Annotated in this window: 19 protein-coding genes and 1 pseudogene; 9 read left to right on the plus strand and 11 right to left on the minus strand. The window is 50.4% G+C overall.

Annotation, left to right across the window (positions count from 1 at the left end; translation table 11 throughout):
• The first annotated feature begins 15 nt into the window (after positions 1 to 15).
• The 4 genes from DTA24_RS12340 (at position 16) to DTA24_RS12355 (ending at position 3,545) form a co-directional block, all read left to right on the plus strand.
• Positions 16 to 798, plus strand: a complete 783-nt coding sequence (locus tag DTA24_RS12340; protein ID WP_123836845.1) for an ABC transporter ATP-binding protein — start codon at positions 16 to 18, stop codon at positions 796 to 798.
• A 217-nt stretch (positions 799 to 1,015) separates the two neighbouring features.
• Positions 1,016 to 1,897: a glyoxalase III HchA gene (hchA, locus tag DTA24_RS12345; RefSeq protein WP_047666644.1), complete on the plus strand. Its 882-nt coding sequence runs from the start codon at positions 1,016 to 1,018 to the stop codon at positions 1,895 to 1,897.
• Positions 1,898 to 2,369: 472 nt separating this feature from the next.
• Entirely contained in the window at positions 2,370 to 2,594 is a 225-nt protein-coding gene (locus DTA24_RS28830) for a LuxR C-terminal-related transcriptional regulator (protein ID WP_223168512.1), read from the plus strand.
• 597 nt (positions 2,595 to 3,191) lie between these two features.
• The gene (locus tag DTA24_RS12355; RefSeq protein ID WP_023322806.1) at positions 3,192 to 3,545 is read left to right on the plus strand and encodes a hypothetical protein; all 354 of its coding nucleotides are present in this window, start codon (positions 3,192 to 3,194) and stop codon (positions 3,543 to 3,545) included.
• 48 nt (positions 3,546 to 3,593) lie between these two features.
• Here DTA24_RS12355 and DTA24_RS12360 read toward each other — a convergent pair whose 3' ends face one another.
• The 7 genes from DTA24_RS12360 to DTA24_RS12390 form a co-directional block, all read right to left on the minus strand.
• The gene (locus tag DTA24_RS12360) at positions 3,594 to 3,989 is read right to left on the minus strand and encodes a VOC family protein (RefSeq protein ID WP_023322805.1); all 396 of its coding nucleotides are present in this window, start codon (positions 3,987 to 3,989) and stop codon (positions 3,594 to 3,596) included.
• A gap of 62 nt (positions 3,990 to 4,051) precedes the next feature.
• Positions 4,052 to 5,176 (minus strand): porin OmpC, encoded by a 1,125-nt coding sequence (gene ompC, locus DTA24_RS12365; RefSeq protein ID WP_123836846.1) that lies wholly within the window; start codon positions 5,174 to 5,176, stop codon positions 4,052 to 4,054.
• A 362-nt stretch (positions 5,177 to 5,538) separates the two neighbouring features.
• Positions 5,539 to 6,294 carry an ABC transporter ATP-binding protein gene (locus DTA24_RS12370; protein ID WP_032735846.1) on the minus strand — a complete coding sequence of 252 codons (756 nt, stop codon included), beginning with the start codon at positions 6,292 to 6,294 and terminating at the stop codon, positions 5,539 to 5,541.
• Positions 6,278 to 7,288 carry a FecCD family ABC transporter permease gene (locus tag DTA24_RS12375; protein ID WP_023340318.1) on the minus strand — a complete coding sequence of 337 codons (1,011 nt, stop codon included), beginning with the start codon at positions 7,286 to 7,288 and terminating at the stop codon, positions 6,278 to 6,280. Before DTA24_RS12375 ends, DTA24_RS12370 begins: the two co-directional genes overlap by 17 nt.
• A 41-nt stretch (positions 7,289 to 7,329) precedes the next feature.
• Positions 7,330 to 8,406, minus strand: coding sequence for an ABC transporter substrate-binding protein (locus DTA24_RS12380; RefSeq protein ID WP_023322801.1), 1,077 nt, complete (start codon positions 8,404 to 8,406; stop codon positions 7,330 to 7,332).
• A gap of 31 nt (positions 8,407 to 8,437) precedes the next feature.
• Positions 8,438 to 8,842 (minus strand): hypothetical protein, encoded by a 405-nt coding sequence (locus tag DTA24_RS12385; RefSeq protein ID WP_032736176.1) that lies wholly within the window; start codon positions 8,840 to 8,842, stop codon positions 8,438 to 8,440.
• A gap of 8 nt (positions 8,843 to 8,850) precedes the next feature.
• Positions 8,851 to 10,233 carry an MFS transporter gene (locus DTA24_RS12390; protein WP_052145557.1) on the minus strand — a complete coding sequence of 461 codons (1,383 nt, stop codon included), beginning with the start codon at positions 10,231 to 10,233 and terminating at the stop codon, positions 8,851 to 8,853.
• Between the two features lie 316 nt (positions 10,234 to 10,549).
• On the opposite strand from DTA24_RS12390, the gene amiA reads away from it, so the two are divergent.
• The 3 genes from amiA (at position 10,550) to DTA24_RS12405 (ending at position 16,324) form a co-directional block, all read left to right on the plus strand.
• Complete coding sequence (amiA, locus tag DTA24_RS12395) at positions 10,550 to 11,386, plus strand: N-acetylmuramoyl-L-alanine amidase AmiA (protein WP_176600875.1); 837 nt, start codon at positions 10,550 to 10,552, stop codon at positions 11,384 to 11,386.
• Between the two features lie 104 nt (positions 11,387 to 11,490).
• Positions 11,491 to 12,531 carry a porin gene (locus DTA24_RS12400; protein ID WP_123836847.1) on the plus strand — a complete coding sequence of 347 codons (1,041 nt, stop codon included), beginning with the start codon at positions 11,491 to 11,493 and terminating at the stop codon, positions 12,529 to 12,531.
• A gap of 409 nt (positions 12,532 to 12,940) precedes the next feature.
• Positions 12,941 to 16,324 carry a molybdopterin-dependent oxidoreductase gene (locus DTA24_RS12405; RefSeq protein WP_117116142.1) on the plus strand — a complete coding sequence of 1,128 codons (3,384 nt, stop codon included), beginning with the start codon at positions 12,941 to 12,943 and terminating at the stop codon, positions 16,322 to 16,324.
• 167 nt (positions 16,325 to 16,491) lie between these two features.
• Here DTA24_RS12405 and DTA24_RS12410 read toward each other — a convergent pair whose 3' ends face one another.
• Both DTA24_RS12410 and DTA24_RS12415 read right to left on the minus strand, forming a co-directional pair.
• Positions 16,492 to 16,716 (minus strand): hypothetical protein, encoded by a 225-nt coding sequence (locus tag DTA24_RS12410; protein ID WP_123836848.1) that lies wholly within the window; start codon positions 16,714 to 16,716, stop codon positions 16,492 to 16,494.
• A 25-nt stretch (positions 16,717 to 16,741) separates the two neighbouring features.
• The gene (locus DTA24_RS12415) at positions 16,742 to 17,941 is read right to left on the minus strand and encodes an MFS transporter (RefSeq protein ID WP_012541437.1); all 1,200 of its coding nucleotides are present in this window, start codon (positions 17,939 to 17,941) and stop codon (positions 16,742 to 16,744) included.
• A gap of 296 nt (positions 17,942 to 18,237) precedes the next feature.
• Between DTA24_RS12415 and DTA24_RS12420 the strand changes: the two genes are divergently transcribed.
• Positions 18,238 to 19,395, plus strand: a complete 1,158-nt coding sequence (locus DTA24_RS12420; protein ID WP_012541438.1) for a M20 aminoacylase family protein — start codon at positions 18,238 to 18,240, stop codon at positions 19,393 to 19,395.
• Between the two features lie 42 nt (positions 19,396 to 19,437).
• On the opposite strand, the gene fdhF is transcribed toward DTA24_RS12420, so the two are convergent.
• Together fdhF and DTA24_RS12430 are read right to left on the minus strand one after the other, a co-directional pair.
• Positions 19,438 to 21,588 carry a formate dehydrogenase subunit alpha gene (fdhF, locus tag DTA24_RS12425; protein ID WP_012967957.1) on the minus strand — a complete coding sequence of 717 codons (2,151 nt, stop codon included), beginning with the start codon at positions 21,586 to 21,588 and terminating at the stop codon, positions 19,438 to 19,440.
• Positions 21,589 to 21,834: 246 nt separating this feature from the next.
• A pseudogene (locus DTA24_RS12430) lies at positions 21,835 to 22,913 on the minus strand (malate/lactate/ureidoglycolate dehydrogenase).
• 303 nt (positions 22,914 to 23,216) lie between these two features.
• On the opposite strand from DTA24_RS12430, the gene DTA24_RS12440 reads away from it, so the two are divergent.
• Entirely contained in the window at positions 23,217 to 24,305 is a 1,089-nt protein-coding gene (locus DTA24_RS12440; RefSeq protein ID WP_004203017.1) for an ABC transporter substrate-binding protein, read from the plus strand.
• Positions 24,306 to 24,335: the final 30 nt, after the last annotated feature.

Genomic DNA, 24,335 nt, shown 5'->3' on the forward strand with positions numbered 1-24,335 from the left:
CTATCAGGACATAATATGAAAAATTCAAACTTGGTATTGGAAGTTAAGAATGTCTCCAAATTTTATAAAAAAGACCGGAAGCAAAAAATCACGGTGTTGGAGCATATCAATCTTGAGGTCAAAGAGAATGAGATTGTTGCATTACTCGGGCGTTCCGGCTCAGGTAAATCGACGTTGTTGAGAATGGCTGCCGGTCTGGTCGAACCTGATTTGGGCACGATTGTGTGCTGCGATTTGCCTGTCAACGGTCCCGGCAAAAATACCAGCATGGTCTTTCAGTCATTTGCGTTATTCCCTTGGTTAAATGTTTTTGACAGTGTGGCATTTGGCCTTCAGGCGCAGGGGCTTTCGTCTGATGAAGTGGATAAAAGAACAATGGATATGCTGGATTTGATTGGCCTGACTGGCTATGAAAAAGCCTACCCGCGTGAGCTTTCAGGAGGGATGCGCCAGCGCGTCGGGTTTGCTCGTGCACTGGCAGTTGAGCCGGATCTTTTACTCATGGATGAACCATTCTCTGCGTTGGATATTTTCACTGGCAATAAGCTTCGCCAGGATCTGATTGAATTATGGGAAGAGCGGGTCATTAATACACGCTCGATGCTGCTGGTGACACACAGCGTTGAAGAAGCCGTGATGCTTTCGGACCGGGTATGTCTACTGGGGGGAGTTCCCAGTACAATCACAGATACTTTTGACATTGATATCAAACGCAATCAGAGAACCAAGGAAAGTATTTCATCGCTGGTTGAGAAGATAAGCACCACGCTCAATGAGCGGATCGCCGCATGCGCATAATTTAGGGAGAGCGGATACGGCTCATGGATGAGCTAAGCACGACAAGCAGTATTGATATCTATTTCCATAGGTAACAATACTAAGTGTAATGTTAAACAATGAGTTAATGGTTGCCTTAAATAGCATTTCGCCGTATACCTGAGGGAAATCCCTTATTTACATGTAATCTGATCATTCTATAGTGACAAGGCTATATCATTAATCTCAGGAGAATATCATGACTGCAACTACCTCCAATGACAAACATCCGACAGCGGACCCGGCTGAATATGATGCTTTTTTCCCTTCACCGTACTCACTAAGCCAGTTTACATCAGCTCGATCAAATCTTAGCGACGCCAATTATCCTTCACCTTACACAGGGGGACGTTGGAAGATCCTGATGTTATGTACCGACGAGCGCTATTTGCAAATGGATAACGGGAGTTTCTTCTCCACGGGAAACCATCCGGTAGAAACGCTGTTGCCCATGTATCATCTCGATAAAGCAGGCTTTAGTTTCGATATTGCCACTCTATCCGGTAACCCGGTAAAGTTCGAGTATTGGGCCATGCCAACTGAGGATATTGAAGTTACGGGGCTGTTTTCTAAATACCATCAGCACTTTAAATCACCGCTGAAACTCGCAGATGTCCTCAGCACTGAACTGGGGGACAATTCGGATTATCTTGGCATATTTATTCCCGGTGGCCATGGCGCACTTATCGGACTTCCTGCTAGTATCGAAGTGAAAAATCTTCTCGAGTGGGCCATCGCCCACGATAAATTCATCATTTCGCTTTGTCATGGCCCAGCTGCATTTCTCTCAGTTGAACGTAGCGATCTGTTTGCTGGGTATAAGATTTGCGCTTTCCCGGATACACTGGATGCGCAGACACCTGAGATTGGGTATATGCCAGGCCACCTGACCTGGAAATTTGGCGAGCAGCTAAAAAGGATAGGTTTTGAGATAGTTAACACGGATATCAGCGGTGCTACATGTCAGGATAGGAAAATGCTGACCGGCGATAGCCCGCTGGCCGGTAACGCGTTAGGTCAACTTGCCGCGAAAGCTTTATTAAGCGAAGTCAGTAAAGAACTACGACATGCTGGAAAATAATGCAGTTCGTACGGCAATCACTATCGAAAATAGCAACAGCCTGCTGGAGATACAGGTTGCCGTATGCCAATTTGCGAGATGATTAGGCTAGAGCCGCGATGTTTTTTATTCTGCTTCTGCATATCACGTGGTCATGATTGACAGAATTTTCTGGGTCGAAGGGGACTGGTTTAACAACGGTGGAACCGTCGATGAACAGACATATATGCGCCGTTGCCCGATGACCCAACATGTATTAGAAACTGATGAGCATTTTACTGGAGCAAGTTTTCAGAACAAACAGGCGAGTTGTATCGAGTTGTGCGTAAACCACAGGAAAGTGGCGTCCACGGTTTACAAACCCCGGTGATTGGCCTGCACGGGGCTGGAGGGGGCGGTAAGCTTTGGCGGTGAGAAGGTCGACAGCTCCTCAGAGGAGCAACCAGGGATCCCACTGGTTGCTGTTACGGTTTTCTATCGTTTGCGCAGAATGATGGGACTTGTTCGTGGGCACAATGGCGGAACGCTTTCGAGACATGAGCATGAGGTACTTGCATGGACTGCAACCGGTCGGAGACAGGCTGACATCGCAGCGATGCTGAGAATTTCCCGCCGTACGGTCGAAAACCATCTTCGATCAGCCCGGCAGCGATTAGGTCTTGCGGCGACTGCAGAAGCTATCAGAATGGCGATCACAAACGGAGACATCGAAGGGTAAAGGGGCTTGGGTGAAGAAGAGGTAGTGAAAATAGCCGCGACGAAGCCAGGTTTTAATCAAAAGCGATAGTGAATAGCAGTGGCTGTCAGACTCAACATAATAATGACCTTTTAACAGGGTAAACTGTTCAGACCTCTCATCTGCAGAGGTGATAAAATGGTAATGATTATTGTTATCATCTCTCTGCGGTGTTACTATCGTAAAAACGAGAATGGAAAGAACGGGTTTTACGTAATAAATTGCTTAATAGACAAGGATTTTCGGTGTTGATAGTTTTAAGAAATGGATTTTTGGTTATTCCGCTGTTTGTGTTGACAGCTTGCAATTCTGATGATGTCCGGACCTGTTGCTCCGAAACCATGAGAAAGCGCAATGGTGTTTATCCATATAATAGTTTGGCATCCTCCTATGGTCTCAACAAAATCTGTCATATGAGTAAAGAGCAGAAAAAAGAATACTTAAGACAGCAATGTATACAACGACTTCAGGAAAGAGGACGCACAGACAATAGTACTGATAGCGTCGCTCGCTTCGGTTGGTAAATAACAATATTAATCCTGTGTGATTATTCTATCGTCTTCTGGTAGGCAAGCGGATATGCATAATACTACAAAATATACACTCACTATTTTCATCCCCTTTATTTTGGTTGCTATTGCAGTTAACGCAATGGCCGAACTTCCTGCCGGTCGTTATGGTTATAGCGGCCCGGAGCCTGCGAGTACAGTATCTTCATCTGCTGCTGAATACAAAGAGAAGCAGCTTAAGTGGCATGATGAAAAGGCCAACTATCCTGAGTTCACGCAAAAGAAATCGATGTTCGGCGGGGGTTATCAGGAAGAAACCTATACGACGAAAAGTGGGAAAATAAGTATTAGCGGTACCACGAAGTTCAACCCCTACACCGGTGAGAAAGAAGAAGAGTCGGTCAGCCTTGGCTACGACTGGTAGAAGTTTGGATCAGGCATGGAGAATATCCATGCCTGGGAATGACTACTGTCAGGTTTTTTGCAGTAAGTCCCAACGAGTACCGTATAGATCTTCAAAGACCACTACGGTACCATATTCTTCTTCTCTCGGCTCTTCACTGAAATGTACGCCAGCAGCCTTCATTGAGTTGTAATCCCGCCAAAAATCATCGGTTTGTAGAAACAGAAAAACACGCCCACCACACTGATTGCCAATAAAGGCCTGCTGCGTTTCGTTAGATGCTTTTGATAATAACAAATGACAATCGCTTTCTGGGTTTGGTGAAATGACAACCCAGCGCTTGCCCGGTTGAGGTGTATCCTCTATAAGCATGAACCCAAGTTTTTCTGTGTAATACTCGATAGCCTCATCGTAGTCATCAACCACAATAGAGACATATGCAAGACATTTTTTCTGCGTTCTCATTTTTTATCCTTTTTCGAACCCCTATAATAACCTATAAGAGGTTGAACTGGGTGATAAGAGTGTCAAAACTGGTATGCTAATCCGACGGCAACAATGTTATCTGTTGATATTCCGGCGCGTTGTGTAAAGTCGTTGTCCTTAAGAAGGTTTATTTTATAGTCAACATAAGTCGAGATATTTTTATTGATGTTATATGTCGTACCAACATCTATATACTTCAATAAATCCTGATCCCCGAAACCTTCAATATCTTTCCCTTTAGATTGTAAGTACGCGATGGAGGGTTGCAGGCCCGAGTCAAACTGATACTGAGCAACCATTTCCAGGTTCTGCGCTTTGTTAGCAAAACCGCTAATGGAATCCTGTCCGCCATTCCCCCTCAGCTGAGTGGCATTATAGGTTTGCGTGAACTGTGTAGCAAGATAGACTCTGTTCGCATTGTACTTCAGCCCGCCCGTATAAGTTTCAGCGTCATCGCCGCGTCCAACAGCTAGCTTGTTCTGAGCATCAGTACGTCTGGAATGAGAGTAGGCGACACCTGCGCTAAAACCATCTCCGATATCATAGGTGACGGAAGTACCGAATCCGTTACCGTTCTGACTGAGTACTCCCCGACCATTATTGGTAGCATCTTCGCCGCTAGTGCTACCATTTTTTCCCTGATATTGCAGAGCAAAATTAAGACCATCGATCAGCCCAAAGAAATCACTATTCCGGTATGTAGCTAGTCCATTCGCACGGGATTGCATGAAATTATCGGAATCATAGGTTCCGTTACTACCGTCACTGCCGAACTCGGGAAGGACGTCAGTCCAGGAGGTTATATCGTAGACCACGCCAATATTCCGTCCATAGTCAAACGATCCGGCGTCACCAAAGTTCAGGCCGGCGAAAGCCAGACGAGTCCATGATTGATTGCTGGCACTCTCGGTGTTGTTTGCCTGAATGTTGTATTCCCACTGGCCGTAACCCGTGATTTGATTATTGATCTGCGTTTCGCCCTTAAAGCCACTACGAACGTATGATTGATCGCCATCAGCATTTTTATCTTTAGAGACGTAGTGTAAGCCGGCAATTTTACCGTAAATATCTAATTTATTTCCGTCTTTGTTATAGATTTCCGCTGCATTTACAGCACCCGGTATTAACATAACCGGCATCAGATAAAAAAGAATTTTATGTTTCATAATTTAACCTCAATGTTATTGTTTGTGGAATATTATCAAGAGATAATAAAAGGGTGGTTAAATAATTTATTAGATAACCTCGGCTAATGAATCGGGCCGGTCGTTAGAACGCCAGGTAGTGTAATAAATTTAAATTTCATGGCTCCTTGAAATAATTACGTAAGTTAATAATATTATTGGTTACTATTGTTTATTACAAAGGCGATCTTTTTGAAGCCAATTTAAAACTACCATTGATTGAAATGGTTTCAGTTGCGTTTGAGTTTGTGTGGATGTAAAAATATAAAACATAGTTAAACAACATTCCTGAAAATGATAACGAGGTAATAGAACGGTTATTCTTAAGGTTCACTATCTGTCATTTATAATGCAATCACAAATGACTCCTCTTGCACACCTCTATGCTCAAAATAGCACCGTTTTACGGGGACATTGAAATATTCACCAAGACGCTCCTCCTGGAGAACCACCTCTTTATTACCAAAAAAATACTCCTTTCTCTTCATCAACAAACATTTGTCCGCAATACTGTTTGCATGATTTATAAAATGCGTGTTAAGAATGATAGTGACATTCTTCTCTCGCGATAGTTGTTGCAATAACTTAATAATACGTGCCTGGTTATTGAAATCCAGATTGGATTCAGGCTCATCAAGTACCACGATGTCTGGTTCAGAAACCAGTGCTCTGGCGATATAGCACATTTGCAGTTCACCGCCGCTAATCTGGTTAATGTTTTTAGACTCAAGATATGAAACACCAAGATCGGCCAACATCTGTGCAGATTGTTCAAGGTCCTTGCTTCCGGGAGAGGGTAATATACCACCGCATAACGGACGTCCAAATGAAACAAAATCAAGTACACTATAGGAAAATTGAATGTGCCTTGCCTGCGGTACATGTGCCAGACGGGCCTTTCTACCGTCTATTCCTCCGATATGGCATGTGCCGCTTAAGGGTTGGTACAGTCCCGTTATCGTTTTAAGCAACGTGGTTTTTCCCACACCGTTCGGGCCCAGAATGCACAGTATTTCCCCCTCCGGCAAAGAGAAACTGATGTTTTCAAATGTAGGGCTACGTCCTTTGAATGCAAACGTGAGATTATTTACTTCGATCATAGCGATTACTCATAATGAAGAGTACGGCAAATAGAGGAGCACCAATTAGCGCAGTCAGAATGCCAATTGGGATTTCTGCGTAGGTCACTGTTCTGGCCAGGTTGTCGATGACCAGTAAAAACAGAGCTCCACATAATGCAGATGCAGGGATAAGCTTTCCATGGTTATAGCCGACAAGCGTCCGGACCAGATGCGGGATCACCAGACCGACCCAGCCAACCACACCGGCAATCGTGACGGATGCGGCGACCAGAATTGAGGCGGTGATTAACAATGTGGCCTTTAGCGATTGCGGTTTCATTCCGGCAATTCTGGCATCGTCATCGCCGAGTGATAAAACATTCATTTTCCATCTGAGCCTGTAGATTATCAGGTAGCAAATCACAAACAGAGGTATTAATTCATATACTTGCCCTTTAACCAGCGAAGCAAAACTCCCCATTAACCAGAATACGATGGCTGGTAATTGATCCTGTGGATCGGCCACGTATTTAATAATTGAAACAAAAGACATGAATACAGAAGCAACAATAATACCTGATAGAATAGTGGTTAGTTCGCTGTGATTTTTTTTGAGATGGCAAAGGCCCATAACGCAAAACAGGCTAACAACGCCAAACATGAACGAAGAAAACGCGCTTAACTGCAAGGGGAGGCCGAGCAAAATTCCTAAAGCAGCACCGAACGCCGCCGCCGAAGATGTGCCAAGTACATCCGGACTCGCCAGCGCATTGCGTAGTACAGCCTGATAGGTACATCCCGCTACCGATAGCCCGGCTCCAACCATCATGACAGCAATTATTCTTGGCAACCGGAGATTGGAAATAACAGCAAGTCCGGTACTCAGACCGTACTTGCCATCATAGTGTACTAATTCTCTTAGCATATCACTAAAAGATAACGTATAGCGTCCGATGAAAAGTGAAGAAATTGATATAATAATGAGTAATACCAACAACACTGTCATTACCAATAAGTATTTTTTGTTCTGCATGCATCGTCATCCCGAAATATTTGTTTTATTGAACACAACATTTAATGTTGGCTGAGCTCATCATCAAGTAATGCATCAGGGATCGCATAGTTAAACATCTTTTTATAATGCAAACGTGTAAATTCCTTCATTTTCTCGTCACTAATGTAATTGGGGTTGAATTTATTAATCATATATAAAGGTAATAAAGCAGTTTCGGCTGTCAACCCGCCCCAGTTGTGTATCCCCACCGGTGTGGAAAAGATCATTTTATTCTTGAACGCCTTCACATTACGCCAGTCCTGACCGGGATTTTTATTGTCAAGAATGTCTTTAGCGCTACCAAATACAACGAAGATAATATCAGGATTCCATTCAATGATTTGCTCCATCGAAACAGCGATATATCTCCCGGCATCACCTTTCACAACCAGGTTACTGGCAACATTGTCCATTCCTGCCATTTTGAGATAAGTATCACCATAGGTTTTTGGCCCACTTACCTTAAGTTGCTTGCCATCACTTTGTTCAAGATAAAGTGCACGAATATGCTGTCCTTTAATCTTATTTACATAAGGCTGCGCTATAGCGAGCGTTGCCTTCCAGGCATCGGCAAATTTGTGGCTTGGCGGAAGCCCCAAAGTCTGATTATACATATTCTCCCAGTAGACCTGTGTTTCAACAGGTTCGAATTTTGTATCACCACCTTCATCAAGATTAACTGTAGGGACACCAGCTCGCTCAAGATTATCATCCTGACTTTTACCATAATAATAAATGATATCTGGCTTCAGATTCAGTAAAGATTCCATATTAACCACATAGTCTTTATTAATAAAGTTTGTTGTGATACGAGCGATATCCGGCTTCATATCTTTAAGGATTTTCATATTAGAGTGCAAAAATGCCCATGGACCTACGCCCACAACATGCTTATAAGCCAGGTTATTTGCCATGATGACGCCAAAAGGACAGTTACCGGTAATGACAATACGGTTAAATTTCAACGCAGGTGCCTTCGCGACGTTCTCTGCACGTGTTCCTGTTTGATCCTGCAATGTACTCTTAGCATAACCCGCTACAGGGAAAATAAGCATGATGGATAAAAATGATACAAATAGAACTCTATTGTTTCCCATATTTAATGCCTCGGTAGATTAAAATTTCCGTTTATGAGGTTAGAGCGGCCGCAGTACCTATACCAATGATGGTGACACCGGCTAAAAATAAAACTACCGTTGTCGCTGCTACTCCACCCCCGACTAATGCAGCAGTTTTACCTGTTGAAATTTCCTTCCGTTCCAGAAATGCTAATTCTGAAAAAGGGAGAACTTTTCCGTTAACGCCCGTTATGCGGGTTGGTTCAATTTTCGCTACGGTCAGTTCGCCATGCTCTCCGTTCAGTAAACCATATTTAAGCTGATCGCCGACATATATCGCAGGGTGAACTTCATAGTAATTTGTTTCCGGCGCAATGCTTTTCTTTTGTAGACTGACTGGATTATAGGTTGAACAGCCAGAGAGTACCGAAAAAATCATGAGTAACAACACTGTCATAATTGATTTGATTTTCAAAGGGAACCTCATACAATTTTTTTATTGAAATTTTGAGTTTGATTTTCAGATTTATAACGAAAGTAACTGACAGTCAGAGACAGTAACGAGAATAATGCCCCAGCGAACAAACTAATCGAAGTACCTTGGCTCGCATAAATATTGATGAATATGGCTACCAATGCCGAACCAATGATTTGCCCTACCAGACGCGAACTGCCTAACAGCCCACTAGCAATACTGCTATTCTCATGGGAAACTGAAGTCATAATGAGATAATTATTAGGAGCCTGAAACAGACCAAAACCAAAACCGCAAATTGCTACTCGCCAAAGGATCTGTAAATTTGTAGGTGCCGCAGGCAGCCATGTCATTAGTAGTGTTCCTGCCAGCAATAATGATAACCCTGAGAGCGCCACCAGGTTGGGATCATGTTTTTTTATAAGATCACCCGATATCAGTGACGTCAACATCGTTGCCAGTGGCCATGCTGTTAAGAGCATACCTATTTCAATCACGCTGCGGTGTAACACATTGTGGAAATAGAAAGGCAAAGAGACAAATGCCAGCAGTTGCGTGCTGTATGACAGCATTGACATCAACAATGACAAGGAAAAGGTTTTACTGCGGAACATAGCCACCGGAATCAAAGCCGAATCCTGTTTTTTTCGCTGATCCCTATACAGAATGAATGCCAGAATGATAAGTATTATCGCACTCAAGACAACTTCAATCAGATTATTTTTGGTTAAGCCTAACATCATCGTCGAGAACGAAATAAACGTCAGGAAGACCAGAACACCTCCTGCTTTATCAAACCGAGCTTCCATTCGTTGCCTGGGTTTCAGTGATACTATGCACAGTACAAGGGCAATACAGGCAATGGGTACGTTAATTGTAAATAACCAATTCCAGTTCGCGATGGACAGGATTGCAGAGGCTATTGAAGGCCCGGCAGCTGCGGAAACGGATACGACCATGACATTTATCCCCAATCCGCGGCCTAATAGCCTGGCCGGATAGATATCTTTTATCAGTGCCGCGTTTACGCTCAAAATTGCAGCTGCGCCAAAACCCTGAACGACACGAAAAACAGTCAACATATTCAGCGTCTCAGAGAGAGCACAGCCCAGCGATGAGAAAGCAAAAAGGATGGTCCCCATAATGAAAATGCGCTTGTTACCCACTTTTCTCCCCAGAGCTGCAAATACCAGCAGAGAGGCGATCACTGCAAACTGATAAGCATTAATGATCAAGATGGACGACGATTCGGAAACGGCAAAATCTTTAGCAATAACCGGTAATGCAACATTAGCTATCGTACTATCCAACATTGCTATAACAGTACTGAGTGAAACTGCTAACACGGCACCAATATTTAGTTTTTCTTCTTTAATGAGTTCGGTAGACATAATTCCTCCCCAGGAAGCGTCATTGAATAATGGGGTCATCATGACCTGCTGAGCGGGTTTATAATGATTTATTATGTTATAACATAACTTCATTAAATGAGAATGATTATCTTTTGAAAGGGTGTGTATCAGGATGTTTCCGCAAGCAGCATATTGTTTTCTGAGGTTTTATTGCAGCTTTTGTCTGCCTGTCGCTCACTGGAGTACAGGAAACACAAAGTAACCTACTGCAACAGTATATAACATACAAAACCTCGATTTAGAGCTTAATGTTACGTTATAACATAACTTAAATTTACAGTATGAGGTTATTACATTGGATTACGAAATTACCCGGCGGAAACTACTTCTTGCGAGCTTAGCCACCCTCGCAGCAAATACGCTCATTAGCCCGTTTACTTATGCACAATCTCGCTCATCAATTATTAGTCCTCATTCGGGAGCCCTAACACATGGCCGTGGCAAATATACGGTAATGATCGATCCTGGGCACGGCGGTATTGATTCTGGTGCCGTGGGTCATCAGGGGGCACTGGAAAAACATGTTGTGCTGGAAATAGCCAATAATGTCAAAAATCTGTTAAAAGGATACGGTATTGAGGGGGTGCTGACCCGATCAGACGATACGTTCATTCCGCTTTATGAGCGTGTACAGATTGCTCATGCGCATAACGCCTCGCTGTTTATGTCCATCCATGCCGATGGGTTCACTAGCCCAGCGGCTCACGGCGCCTCTGTATTTGCTCTTTCAACTCGGGGCGCTAGTAGTGCAATGGCCAAATACTTGTCTAAAAGTGAGAACGCTGCAGATGATGTTGCCGGTAAGAGCGTCATCCATAAAGATAGATATCTGGACAAGATAATTTTCGATCTTGAACAGACAGAGACAATTAAAGAGAGCCTGCTGCTGGGCTCACATATTGTTCGTCACATCTCACCAGTTCACCATATGCATTCAAACCAGACAGAACAAGCTGCTTTTGTTGTTCTTAAATCTCCTTACATTCCTTCTGTCCTGGTAGAGACATCATTTATTACTAACCCGGAAGAGGAGAGATTATTGGGCACTACTGCATTTCGCCACAAAATTGCTTCCGCCATTACTAACGGCGTTGTTAGCTACTTTAGTCATAAACAAACAGTTTCAGCATAACAATATCCTCACATTTTACTGGAAGGAAGCACTGAGCATATGTCCCGGTAAATTTTTCTCCCTACAACTATTCAGATGCCGAGGCATCTTTTGGGGCATTTATCATGACATTGCAATTTTCACGCTACTGTCTTGTCGCGTTGTCACTACTTTTCTCACCAGGTGTACTGGCGGTTAACCTTATGAACCAGGATGGAAAAAAACTCGATTTTTACGGCACAATTATCGCCAGACGTTTTACCAGCAATACTGTAAAAGACGATGGTGATCGGAGCTATCTCTACTTTGGGTTAACCGGAAAAAAAGATCTCGCCAGACGCTGGCAAGCTTACGCCCAATGGGAATATACGGTGAGTGCATCAGATGCCAGCAGAAACGCCACTCGACTGGCATTTATAGGTATTGATAATCCCGACTGGGGAAGTCTGGATATTGGCCGCAATTGGGGCGTATTGTACGATGTGACTTCGTTGACTGATCGCTCACCTTTCTTTCGGGAGATGTCCTATAACTACATCGACAACTTTATGCGTGGCCGTGCTCTTAATCTGATGACATGGCGTAAAGAAATAACACTTTTCCAGCATCCATTAAAGATGGCGTTGCAGTATCAGTTTAAGGGTAATAATGACTATCGAACTATAAAGCAGCAAAATGGCAATGGTTATGGCGCTTCTCTGATCTGGTACTTCACACCAGAATTAAGTGCGCTATTTTCAGCTTCCTCTTCCGCAACGACCTTTTACCAGCAACAGAATGCAGGTTATCAGAAGAACATCCGCACCTTCGCGGAAGGGCTAAACTACAACAGCAGAAAACTGTATCTGGCAACAGTGATGACTCAAAGTAACAACGCCATCAATCCTCAGGTTCGGGATAACAATACATCATCCATAAGTTATGAAGCACTGGCAAAATATATGTTGACCAACAAATTCCAGCCGGATATCAGTTATACTCGACTGACTCAAACAGTTGCTGGCAGACGAACTCAAATTCTCGATTATGAAGAGCTAGGGTTCAGCTACTATTTTAATAAGAATATGCAGGTTTTCGTCGACTATAAATTTAACACTGCGCGAGACAGGGCGGCGGGGGTGGATTGCGCGGACAAGCTGGATACCGGGATTAGCTATCATTGGTAGAGATGACTTCTATTCTGGACCTTATTAAGAGTGAATGTCTTATTTATCGGTAAATCTCCTCCGACAGAGTTGGAGAATACAAGGACTATGTGCCCGGGAAAGATAGCGATGGTAAGGAGAAGAGAATAACTGCGTAGTAAGCAATAAAAATGGATTGATAACAAGAGAAAGAACTACAGAAAATACATAAAGCTGGACGGCGCTTTCTCTCCGGTCGTGGGGGCATTAATTCATCGGTTCAGTGTAACTTCTGATAACGACTATTTTTTTCGCTCATTATGGGCACGTTATTTATTCATTTATTAATTAACTTTAACTTCCGGAGAAACAGCTCTACCTTGCCAGAGAACGATTTCAAATGTCTGTACCTGGCTACCCGGCTGTTGACTCAAATACAAAGGTAATTGGCATGTCTGAACATTTTGTCCCAGGGTATTGTGCGCTCTGTCGTTCGCGTTGTGGAACCTTAAATGAAATCATTGACGGACGGCTGGTATCTGTTTGCCCTGATGAAGATCACCCTACTGGAGGCGCGGTTTGTCTGAAAGGTAAAGCGGCCCCGGAACTGATTTATAGCGAAGCCCGGGTTCTATGGCCATTGCGCCGGACGCGAGAGAAAGGGGCTGCGGATCCCGGCTGGAAACGTATTTCCTGGGATAAGGCTCTGACAGAGATTGCTGAAAAGCTAACGCAGTTTAAAACGGAAAGTGGTGCAGAATCGGTAGCGTTTGGGGTAACCACGCCTAGTGGGACCCCAATTATCGACAGTGTGGAGTGGATTGAACGTTTTGTGCGCCACTACGGCAGCCCTAATACCTGCTACAGCACTGAAGTATGTAACTGGCATAAAGATACCGCTCACACTTTCACTTTTGGCTGCATAACGCCGACTGCCGATTACAGTAATGCGGAACTGATTATGTTGTGGGGTAACAATCCGGCCGCCACATGGCTGGCACAGGCCAGCGCCATTGGTGAAGGGCGTAAGAAAGGTGCCAGAATGCTGGTTATTGACCCTCGGCACACAGAATTTGCTCGCGACGCTGATGTCTGGCTTAACATCAACCCAGGTACTGACGCAGTGCTTGCCATGGGGTTTATACGTCAGTTGCTGGAAGAGGGGTATAACGAGGCGTTTGTCAGGACCTGGACCGATGCGCCTCTGCTGGTTAATGAAGACTCGGGACGGCTGCTACGTGAGCGGGACATTACTTCAGATGCTGTAACCAACCATTATTTACTTTGGGACAGCGTGGATAACATAGCGCGTTGTTGTACAGATGCAGTGGCGGGTGATGAGGTTTTTTATCAGCGAGCCTCGTTGGTAGGGCGCTATTCGCTGCCTCTTGCTAACGGTGAAACGGCGGTATGTACCCCGGCACTGGAGGTTTTGCGTCAGGCGGTTGCCGGATACACCCTTGAACATGTGGCGACAGTGACCGGTGTCTCTATAAAAAAACAACAGGCTGCCATGGCGTTAATTCGGCGTTCATCACGCATTGCGTACCACGCCTGGGTAGGGATTGCTCAGAGCCAGAACGCCACGCAAACAGAGCGAGCTATTGCCATCCTGTACGCACTGACCGGGGCGTTCGATACCCGCGGCAGCAACCGAATTTATGCGAAACCTCCGTTCAATGCCGTTAATCCGTTATCGTTATTGCCTGAATCACAGCGACAAAAAGCGCTTGGACTCAGCGAACGTCCACTGGGTCCGCCGGCAAGTGGTTATGTCACGACAGCCGATTTACATCGTGCCATCCTGGAACATAAACCTTACAAAGTAAGGGGGCTGGTCTGCTTTGGTTCAAACATGCTGTCTGCCCATGGTAATGTGGATACCGCTATCGCCGCACTGAAGCAGCTTGAGTTTCATGTTCACTGTGACCATTTTATTACCCCTACATCAAGCTTCGCCGATATCCTGTTGCCCGCCAGCACTCTCTGGGAGCACGAAGCGCTGAAAATCGGTTTTGAAATCTCAGAACGTGCCGATGCTCATATTCAGCTACGTCCGCAACTGGTAACGCCTCGAGGGGGTTCCCTGGCCGATTACGAGATAGTGTTTCGTCTGGCGTGTAAAATGGGAATGGGGGACGATTTCTTTTGCGGCGATACGGATGCGGGATTTAATCATATCCTTAAGCCCTCCGGCCTCACATTGGAAATGCTCCGTGCACATCCCGGCGGGATCACCACGCATATCGTCAATCATGAGAAAAAATATGCCCTGCGTGATGGTCCGGACAATAAACCACGCGGCTTTGCCACCGAGACCGGTAAGGTAGAAATTTACAGCGAGCGCTTGCTGCGGCACGGGTATTCGCCGGTACCGCAGTATATTGAGGAATCACCAAATCAGGATGCCTTCCCGCTGCGCCTGACTACCATGAAGAACGCTCTATTTTGTCACAGCCAGCATCGTAGCCTGGTCAGCCTGCGTCGAAAATCACCGGATCCAACGGCCATTGTCAGCAGGGCAGTAGCTGACAATGCAGATATCGATAATAGAGACTGGATTGAAATCATTACCCCTGCTGGTCGGGGTCGTTTCAGAGCCAAAATTGACAACGCCATTCATGACGACGTGGTGATCGCTGAATATGGTTGGTGGCAAGGGTGTCCTGATTTGAATAAACCTGAGCTTCCGATAAAAGGTGAAGAAAGCAGCAATTATAATCTGCTGATTAACTATATGGCTGTGGACAGGATAAGTGGCTCCGTTCCCCTCAGAGCAATGCGTTGCTCGGTACGTAAGGTGGCTGATGCACTGGCCTGGAAAGGGGAGCGCCGGTTTATAGTCAGCGATATCGTTCAGGAAACGCCGGATGTACGCAGCGTCAGTTTTATCCCGGTGGACGGGGCGCAATTGCCGGACTGGCAGGCTGGTCAGGCAGTTATCCTGCGGGTCTTTCCGAAGGGCAAACCCGAGAGCATGTGCCGTGCATACACCCTAAGTAACGCGCCTGGGCGCAAAGCATGTTTTACCGTCTCAGTGAAGCACCAGCAACAGGGAGAGATGTCGTCTTTTATTCATCAAAATCTGCAGGTTGGTGATGAAGTCGCTTTGACAGCCCCTGATGGCAGTTTTGTGATCCCAACCAACAGCGTTGCTCCGGTAGTAATGATCGCCGGAGGGATAGGTATCACACCGTTCATCAGTTATCTAAGCTCGCTGGACATGACTCACGAAGGACCAGAGCTGTGGTTATACTATGGTAACCGCAACAGCCAGAGCCACGCTTTCCGGAAACAACTTGAGATATTGTCACAACGACTTCCGAGGCTTAACATCGTTAATGTCTACGATAATCCGAGACCTGGTGACGAACAGGGGAAGAGTTATCAGCATACTGGAATGATCACCGCTGCGCTTATTGATGAAAAATTGGTTAGCAATCGTGCGCGTTTTTATCTCTGCGGCCCGGGTCCGATGGTCTCTGCGCTTGAGGGGGGGCTACGGGAGCGGGGCGTATTTGCCTTTGATATCTTTAAAGAAATGTTTGCCCCTCCTGTGCCACGTATTACCTCGCTTAAAGACAGCTACAAGGTAGTTTTTGCACGTTCAGGAGTGACGGTGCTGTGGACGCCGGCAGCAGGGACATTGCTGGAGCTGGGGGAAAAACACCAGATCCCTATGGCCGGTGGGTGCCGGGCCGGACAGTGCGAATGCTGCGCTGTGAGAGTGATAGAAGGCGCTATTGGTTCATTCACCGAACAAACAGTTTCCGACGACGGCCTGTGCCTTGCCTGCCAGTCTGTACCGGCGAGTGATATTGTTATCGATGCATGAGGTATTTTAGTGTGCAGTGGCTCTGCACACCGCCCCAACAGCAGTAAACGATTGATATACCATGCTAGAGTTGCGACGGTAAGGCAGGAAATGACCGACCTGACATAATTTGCAAGGTACCGTTGACTACTCCATACGTGGACGACGTTGAGAAGGCCAGAAAAATCTTACCTCTTGTCTAAGAGGTAAGTGATGGTATCAAAAACGGCTGTACTCAAAGGCTCGTTGGGGATCTTTTTACCGACAAGCTTGTTACCGTATTCACGGCGAATTCCGCTCTCTTTCGCAGACTCTGGCAACCCCGTCGGCATACTGCGGTCGGTGACCAGAGCACCTTCTCCCTGGCGCAGGGTGAGGGCATGCAGCTCTACAACATGTTCGATTGACACCATCGTTCCATCGCACCCACCCTCAAAACTACCGTGCGGACTCCGTCGCCTCGTCCATCTCCTCTTCCTGCTCACTGGCAAGCAGGGTTTTCTCGTTTTTGCATAGACATTGAATCAACAGGAACAGCACGCCGCTGGCCACCAGGGTGACGATCAGGCCATCGTAACCGGTGATGCCGATCAGCATGCCGCTGACTACCGGCCCGGCGACGCTGCCGGCGGACCAGAAAAAGCCGAACAGGGCGTTAATCATAATCAGCTTCTGCCCATTGAAGGTTTTCCCCGCCCGCACCAGCGACAGGGTATAAAGCGCGCCCGCGGCGGCGCCCAGCAGCAGGCAAATGGCCATCAGCTGAATGCGCGAGCCGAGCATCAGCGGCAGGGCCAGCAGCGACAGACTGAAGACTACCGCGCAGGACAGATGCACGCGGCGAATGCCGACCCGGTCGGCCAGCCAGCCGAGCGGGGTCTGGAACATCGCATCCCCGGTGAGCACCACGGTGACCAGCAGCACCGCCATCCCTTCATTCAGCCCTTTGTCCATGCCGTACAGCGGCAGCAGGGCGAGGATGCTGGCGTCGAAGAAGGCGAAGCAGAACACCCCGGAGGCCAGTACCGGCAGGAAAGCGCCGAGGCTGCGCCAGCTGGCGCGCTCCCCGAGGCTTTCGCGGGTGCCAGTGGGCAGATGGCGCAGCATCAGCAGGCAGACGGCGGTGACCGCGACGATCGCCATCAGCGCCGAGGCCTGCCAGGCGGGGCCGACGGAGATCAGTAACGGCCCGGCCAGTTGGCAGCCGGTAAAGGCCGAGGCGTAGATGCCGGTGAGGGTGGCGCGCTGGCTGCCCGCCGCGCCGCCGGTGATCCAGCTTTCGCCCAGCACGATAATGACCCCGGAGGCCAGGCCGGTCAGCAGGCGCGGCAGCAAAAGCAGCGTCATATCGGTGGTCATGCATGAGGCGATGGTCGCCAGCGCCAGCAGGATCAGACTGCCGCTCAGCAGCACGCCCATTTCAACGCGCCGGCACAGCGCAGGAGAGAGGAAAGAGGAGATCATCATGCCGGCGGGCGGCAGGGCGGCCAGCAGGCCGACGTACAGCGGCGCGATCTGCTGCTGCGCCAGCTCAAGACTGATTAACGGCACCGTATAGCCGGTGATAAATCCCACGAGCGACGCGGCCATGATCATCGCCAGCGTGGGGGCAAGACGATTCTGGTCTGGGTTAAACATTTTATTTCCGATGAAGGAGAGGTCAGTAGTGGATCCTTCGGCAAATTGCCGTCCTGAGTTGCATAATAATTAATCGCCTGGCCGTTGTCACCGTTGAAATCACTACCAAAAAAGGACCGCCGGGCGGCGACAGGGCTGTACGCCGCGCCGCCGCCGCATTTCGTGACGTTGTCAGCGTGTTAACGACAGGATATAACGGAGGGAGCGGCAGCGACCCGACGTCGGTGAGCGACGGGGAAAAAACGCGACGCATGACCGATTATTCAGCATTACGCTATGCAGGAAAGGAGTAATACATGGCCGTATCGCCGTCACTGATCGCCGAAGCCGTTGGCTGGCGACGTGAATTTCACGCCGCGCCTGAGCTCGGATATCAGGAGCAGGAGACCTCGCGCCGCGTTGCGGAGCTGCTGGCCTCGTTTGGGCTGCAGGTACACCGCGGGCTGGCCGGCACCGGCGTCGTGGCGACGCTGGAAAACGGTCCCGGGCCGGTCATCGGCCTGCGCGCCGATATGGACGCCCTGCCGATCACCGAGCTGGGGAGCGTCAGCTATCGCTCGCGCCGTCCCGGGGTGATGCACGCCTGCGGCCACGATGGTCACACCGCGATGCTGCTGGCGGCGGCCGCCCATCTGGCGCAGACCCGCCAGTTCAGCGGCACCGTCCACTTTGTCTTCCAGCCGGCGGAAGAGAACCTCGGCGGCGCGCGCAAAATGGTGGAAGAGGGGTTGTTCGAGCGCTTCCCGATGGACGCCATCTACGCGCTGCATAACTGGCCGGGGATCCCCCTTGGTGAAGTGGCGCTCAGCGATGGCGCGATGATGGCCTCGCTGGACGCCTTCGAGATCACCCTGCGCGGAAAGAGCTGTCATGCGGCGATGCCGGAGAGCGGGGCCGATCCGATCGTCGCGGCGGCGCAGCTGATTATGGCGCTGCAGACCATTCCTTCCCGCCGCCTGTCGCCGCAGGATTCCGCGGTGGTCAGTATCACCCAGATAAACGGCGGCGAGGCGATCAACGTCCTGCCGGACACCGTGGTGCTGCGCGGTACCTTCCGCTGTCTGAGCAATCGCGTTCGCGCCCGCGTGCGTGAGCTTATCGAAAGCTATGTGGCGACCCAGCCGCAGGTGTCCGATGTGCAGGGTGAGATTAGCTGGTTCCCGGGCTATCCGGTGACCAAAAACCATGCGCAGCAGGCGCAGCAGGTGCGCGAGGTGGCCGTCGCCACCCTCGGCGCGGAAGCCGTGCGCTGGAACCAGGCGCCGTCGATGGCCTCCGAAGATTTTGCCTGCATGCTGGAGGTCTGTCCGGGAGCCTATTTCTGGATAGGCACCGACGGCGAAACCCCGTCGAAGCCGCTACATAACGCCAGCTATGACTTTAACGATGCGCTGATTAGTCCCGGGGTGGCCATGTGGGTGGCGCTGGTGGAGAAACAGCTGCCGGCGGCGTAACCCACCGGCAGCGGCAGAGGGAGCGCGGCGCGCTCCCTGAGGTCAGACGTCGGCGGCGGCTTTCAGTCGCGCCTTCATATCGCTGTAGGCCGTCCAGGCGTAGCGCTCCGCCCATTGCTGGTCGGCTATCGCTTCCACTTTCACCGCACAGTATTTGGTTTCCGGTGTTTTGGAGATCGGATCGAGGTTATCCTGGGTCAGCTCATTGCAGGCGCCCACCCACCACTGATAGGTCATATAGACCGCCCCCGGATTGATGCGATCGCTGAGGTCGGCGCGGGTGATCACCTTCCCGCGTCGGGAGCTGACCCACACCAGCTGTTTGTCAGCGATCCCCAGTCGTTGCGCATCCAACGGATTCATCTGCACCCGTCCCGGCTCGTCGGCCAGCGACTGCAGCGCGGCACAGTTGCCGGTCATTGAGCGGCAGGAGTAATGCCCCACCTCCCGCACGGTGCAGAGCACCAGCGGCCACTCGTCATCCGGGCGCTCCGCCGGCGCGCGCCAGGCGGTGGCGAACAGCTGTCCTTTGCCCGATGGGGTATCGAAGCGGTTGTCTTTATACAGCCACGGCGTGCCGGGGTGGTCGAGGGTCGGGCATGGCCACTGGACATGGCCCATATCGCCCATTTTCTCCCAGGTCACGCCGTAGAACAGCGGGCAGAGTTCGCGCATCTCGTCCCAGATCTGCTGGTTGTTCTCATAGTGCATCGGATAACCCATTTCGCTGGCCAGCAGGCTAATGATCTCCCAGTCGCGCTTCACATTCCCCGCCGGAGGGATCGCCTGTTCAAACCGCTGGAACCCACGGTCGGCGCAGGTGAATACGCCGCCGTGCTCGCCCCAGGAGGTGGCCGGCAGCAGGACATCGGCAATTTCCGCCGTTTTGGTCATGAAGATGTCCTGCACCACCACAAAGTCCAGCGCCTCGATGCCTTTGCGCACCAGGCCGAGGTCGGCTTCAGTCTGCAGCGGATCTTCACCCATGATGTAGTAGGCTTTGATCTCGCCAGTCAGCGCTTTATGCGGCACCTCGGTGATGCGGGTGCCGACCTGGTCATCCATCAGCGCCGGGTCGACACCCCAGGCGGCGGCGAATTTCTCCCGCACGGCGGGGTCGGTGACCTCCTGATAACCCGGGAACAGGTTCGGCAGCACGCCCATATCGCAGGCGCCCTGCACGTTGTTTTGCCCGCGGACCGGGCCCACGCCGACGTTCGCCCGCCCCAGGTTGCCGGTGAGCAGCGCCAGGCTTGCCAGACCGCGCACCACGTCCACCGCCTGGCCAAACTGGGTGACGCCCATGCCCCACATAATAGTGGCGGAAGGGGCGGCGGCGAAGATGCGCATCGCCTCACGGATCGCCTGCGCGCTGACCCCGACAATCGCTTCCACCGCTTCCGGGGCATAATCCTTCACCGCTTCGCGGTAAGCATCCAGCCCTTCGGTATAGCGTTCGACATAGGCTTTGTTGTACAGCTCCTCCTCCAGCAGTACATAGCCGAAGGCATTCACCAGCGCCATGTTGCTGCCGTTGTTGAGCTGCAGATGACGGTCGGCAATGCGCGCGGTTTCAATGCGCCGCGGATCGCAGACGATGATTTTGGCGCCGTTTTCCCGGGCTTTGATCACCCGGCGGGCGACGATTGGATGGGAGTCGGCGCAGTTGTAGCCAAAGACCAGCAGGCATTTCGAGTTTTCGATGTCGCTGATCGAGTTGCTCATCGCCCCGTTGCCCAGCGCCTGCTGCAGCCCGGCGACAGAGGGGCCGTGGCAGACGCGGGCGCAGCAGTCGACGTTATTGGTGTTCAGCACCGCGCGGGCGAACTTTTGCATCACATAGTTGGTTTCGTTGCCGGTGCCGCGCGAGGAGCCGGTGGTCATGATGGCGCGCGGGCCATGCTTCTCTTTGATCTCCCTGAGCTTGCTGGCGGTATAGCGAATCGCCTCCTGCCAGCTGACCGGCGTGAAGGCGCCGCCTTTCTGGTAGCGGATCATCGGTTGTTTGAGACGGGGCGTCAGGAGCTGCGTATCGTTCAGAAAATCCCAGCCGTAATAGCCTTTCAGACACAGCTGGTTCTGGTTGGTGACGCCGTCGGCGGCTTCCGCGCGAATGATTTTATTGTTGTCGACAACCAGTTTAAGTTTGCAACCCGCCCCGCAGTAGGGGCACACGCTCGTGATTTTTTTCATCAGTAACAGACCTGTTAACAGTGAACAGAGGATCGCTGTCGCGCCGGGCCCGACGGGCAACGATCGCGGTAACGCCTGGTCGTGATGCAGACGCAGGCCTGCTGCGCTATGCAGGTCTTGTGCCAGAATTTAATTTATTGATTTACATGTGAAAATTAAAATGGTGTGATGACGGGAACGTGACCTCGTCACTAATGACGATGACGCAGAGCGCCGACGTCAGACGCTCTGCGGGGGTAAACGTGGCTAGGCGAGAGGGCGGCAGCGGTCGAAGTGCGATTCGCTCAGGCCGACGTCGCGCGCGGCGGCGCAGATAGCATGCCAGCTGCCGGCATCCAGCGGGATCCCCTGCGCCAGCCGCGCTTCGCGGTTGGCGGCCTCCCATTCGCCGGGCGCCAGCACCGGGGCATCGGCATCGTGCGGCGACTGCTTGCACCATGCGATAAAGGCCTCCGTCTGCGCCTGGCTGTCCGGGGCATCGAACGCGTCCGGGCTCAGGATCACCGTGGTCATGCAGTTAAAGATGGCGTCGACGCTGGTCTGCAGGCTCTCCTGATGGGTGGTTTGCCCCCCGGAGAGCGCACCGCCGAGCACTTCGCACAGCGTCGCCAGGGCATAGCCTTTGTGCTGGGCGAAGGTGAGCAGGGCGCCCAGCGGCGAAGTCTGCATCACCGCCGGGTCGGTGGTGGGGAGCCCTTTGGCGTCGATCAGGCAGCCGGGGGCCACGGCTTCGCCTTTATGCCAGGCGACGCGGGTTTTACCAAAGGCGATGGCGCTGGTGGCGTAGTCCAGCAGCAGCGGCGGATGGCCCTCGCGGGGGAACACCACGCACAGCGGGTTAGTGCCGAAGCGGCTGTCCTTCCCGCGGAACGGGGCGACCATCGGGTCGCCAATCACGCTGACGAAGTGGATGGAGATCAGCCCGGCGGCGGCGCACTGCTCGGCCCAGTAGCCGATGCGCCCGACGTGATGCGCATTGCGCAGGGCGATTGCCGCCATACCATGCTGCTTCGCCTTTTCAATGCCTAACTGCATCGCTTCGTGGGCGACCACCTGGCCGAAGCCGGCGTTGCCGTCGAGGGTGACCACGGCGCCGGCGTCTTTGGTCACCGTGGCGTGGCGGTTGAGCTGCAGAAAACCACCGGCGTGGGATTTCACGTAGCTTGGGATCATCCCGACGCCGTGGGAGTCATGCCCGGCAAGATTGGCGGCGATCAGATGGTCTGCGACGAGGGTGGCTTCCCCTGGGTACTGCCGAGATGGGTAAACAGTGAGACGACAAACTGATGCAGATCCGTCGCCAGAAAGCGGTGTCCTGTAGGCACTGATTCTCTCCTGTAGTCTGTTGTTATTTTGTTATGTTTGCCGTTTTATGCTGCGCCGCCCGGCGCAGAAGGTCAAGGGCGGCATCTCCCGGCGGAATGTCACTGCGTCTGCGTCTGCGTCAGGCGACAGGCGATAAAAAACGGGGCCGGGATCGCGTTTTAATTAACGCCATAAACACCACATTTTTAAATTCTGCCAGTGTCACAAAAGCCAGAAAAAAGCCATCCCCGGCGTTGCAAGGGGAGCTGATACCACTATATGTTAAATTTGTGTTTATTAATTGATGATTAAAGGTTGGTATCATGTATAAGAAAATAAGTGGTTTAGTGGTTTCACTGACGGCCGTTTTCGCCTGTGCCGCCTGGGCGGAGGTGCCTGCGGGCTATCCCGCGGATTATCAAAAAACGGTGGATGCCGCCGTAAAAGAGGGCAAGGTGGTTATTTATTCCACCACCGATACCAAAGCGGCCGGGCCTTTAATTAAAGGATTTGAAGCGCAATATCCGGGTGTAAAAGTCGAATATAACGACATGAACAGCACCGAGCTGTATAACCGTTATATCAGCGAGCAGGCCGCCGGGGGCGGCAGCGGGGACGTGGTGTGGAGCTCGTCGATGGATACCGCGCTGAAATTAGCTACCGAATACGCGGAACAATATGCCTCGCCGGAGGTGAAGCAATTACCCGACTGGGCGGTCTGGCAGCAGAAAGCCTATGGCACCACCTACGAGCCGGTGGTGTTTATTTATAACAAAAGGCTGATCCCGCAGAATGAGGTTCCGGATTCGCATACCGCGCTGGCAAAACTGATCGCCAGCCAGGCCGATAAATTTAAAGGCAAAGTCACCACCTACGACATCGAAAAATCGGGCCTCGGCTTTATGCTGGCGGTGCAGGACAGCCAGGCCGACGCGAACTATTTTACCGACCTGGCGAATATCGCCAAAGGCGGCCTGACGGTGCAGTCTTCCACCGGCACGATGATGGAGCGCGTCTCCTCTGGTGAAAACCTGATCGGCTATAACATCCTTGGCTCCTATGCCGAAGCACGGGCGAAAAACGATCCCTCTTTAGGCATTGCCTATCCGAAAGATTACGTGCTGGTGCTCTCCCGCGTCTCGTTTATTAGCCAGGAGAGCGAACATCCCAATGCGGCAAAATTGTGGCTCGACTATGTCTTGTCGGAAAAAGGCCAGCAGATCCTCGCCAGCCAGGCGGATATTCCCTCTATTCGTCGCGATATTGAAGGTAAAAATGATATCGATGGTATGACCGCGCTGTTGGGCAAAGCGTTAAAACCGATCCCGGTCAACGAAACGCTGCTCGATTATTTACAGCCGCAAAAACGTCTGCAGTTTATTAAACAATGGCGCAGCGCCGCCGCGAAATAATCCTCCTTCGGGGCATCGCCGATGCCCCTT

Origin of the sequence: Klebsiella sp. P1CD1 (assembly GCF_003790505.1) — a bacterium.
In the GTDB taxonomy this organism is placed as follows: Bacteria; Pseudomonadota; Gammaproteobacteria; order Enterobacterales; family Enterobacteriaceae; genus Klebsiella; species Klebsiella variicola.

What these genes read in the sequence shown, in the direction of transcription:
- DTA24_RS12420 (WP_012541438.1), top strand. Translation starts at nt 18,238, where the DNA reads ATGGCCGTATCGCCGTCACTGATCGCCGAAGCCGTTGGCTGGCGACGT.
- DTA24_RS12440 (WP_004203017.1), top strand. Translation starts at nt 23,217, where the DNA reads ATGTATAAGAAAATAAGTGGTTTAGTGGTTTCACTGACGGCCGTTTTC.
- fdhF (WP_012967957.1), bottom strand. Translation starts at nt 21,588, where the DNA reads ATGAAAAAAATCACGAGCGTGTGCCCCTACTGCGGGGCGGGTTGCAAA.
- DTA24_RS12410 (WP_123836848.1), bottom strand. Translation starts at nt 16,716, where the DNA reads ATGGTGTCAATCGAACATGTTGTAGAGCTGCATGCCCTCACCCTGCGC.
- DTA24_RS12355 (WP_023322806.1), top strand. Translation starts at nt 3,192, where the DNA reads ATGCATAATACTACAAAATATACACTCACTATTTTCATCCCCTTTATT.
- DTA24_RS12405 (WP_117116142.1), top strand. Translation starts at nt 12,941, where the DNA reads ATGTCTGAACATTTTGTCCCAGGGTATTGTGCGCTCTGTCGTTCGCGT.
- DTA24_RS12380 (WP_023322801.1), bottom strand. Translation starts at nt 8,406, where the DNA reads ATGGGAAACAATAGAGTTCTATTTGTATCATTTTTATCCATCATGCTT.
- DTA24_RS28830 (WP_223168512.1), top strand. Translation starts at nt 2,370, where the DNA reads ATGGGACTTGTTCGTGGGCACAATGGCGGAACGCTTTCGAGACATGAG.
- hchA (WP_047666644.1), top strand. Translation starts at nt 1,016, where the DNA reads ATGACTGCAACTACCTCCAATGACAAACATCCGACAGCGGACCCGGCT.
- DTA24_RS12415 (WP_012541437.1), bottom strand. Translation starts at nt 17,941, where the DNA reads ATGTTTAACCCAGACCAGAATCGTCTTGCCCCCACGCTGGCGATGATC.
- ompC (WP_123836846.1), bottom strand. Translation starts at nt 5,176, where the DNA reads ATGAAACATAAAATTCTTTTTTATCTGATGCCGGTTATGTTAATACCG.
- DTA24_RS12370 (WP_032735846.1), bottom strand. Translation starts at nt 6,294, where the DNA reads ATGATCGAAGTAAATAATCTCACGTTTGCATTCAAAGGACGTAGCCCT.
- DTA24_RS12390 (WP_052145557.1), bottom strand. Translation starts at nt 10,233, where the DNA reads ATGTCTACCGAACTCATTAAAGAAGAAAAACTAAATATTGGTGCCGTG.
- DTA24_RS12360 (WP_023322805.1), bottom strand. Translation starts at nt 3,989, where the DNA reads ATGAGAACGCAGAAAAAATGTCTTGCATATGTCTCTATTGTGGTTGAT.
- DTA24_RS12375 (WP_023340318.1), bottom strand. Translation starts at nt 7,288, where the DNA reads ATGCAGAACAAAAAATACTTATTGGTAATGACAGTGTTGTTGGTATTA.
- DTA24_RS12400 (WP_123836847.1), top strand. Translation starts at nt 11,491, where the DNA reads ATGACATTGCAATTTTCACGCTACTGTCTTGTCGCGTTGTCACTACTT.
- DTA24_RS12340 (WP_123836845.1), top strand. Translation starts at nt 16, where the DNA reads ATGAAAAATTCAAACTTGGTATTGGAAGTTAAGAATGTCTCCAAATTT.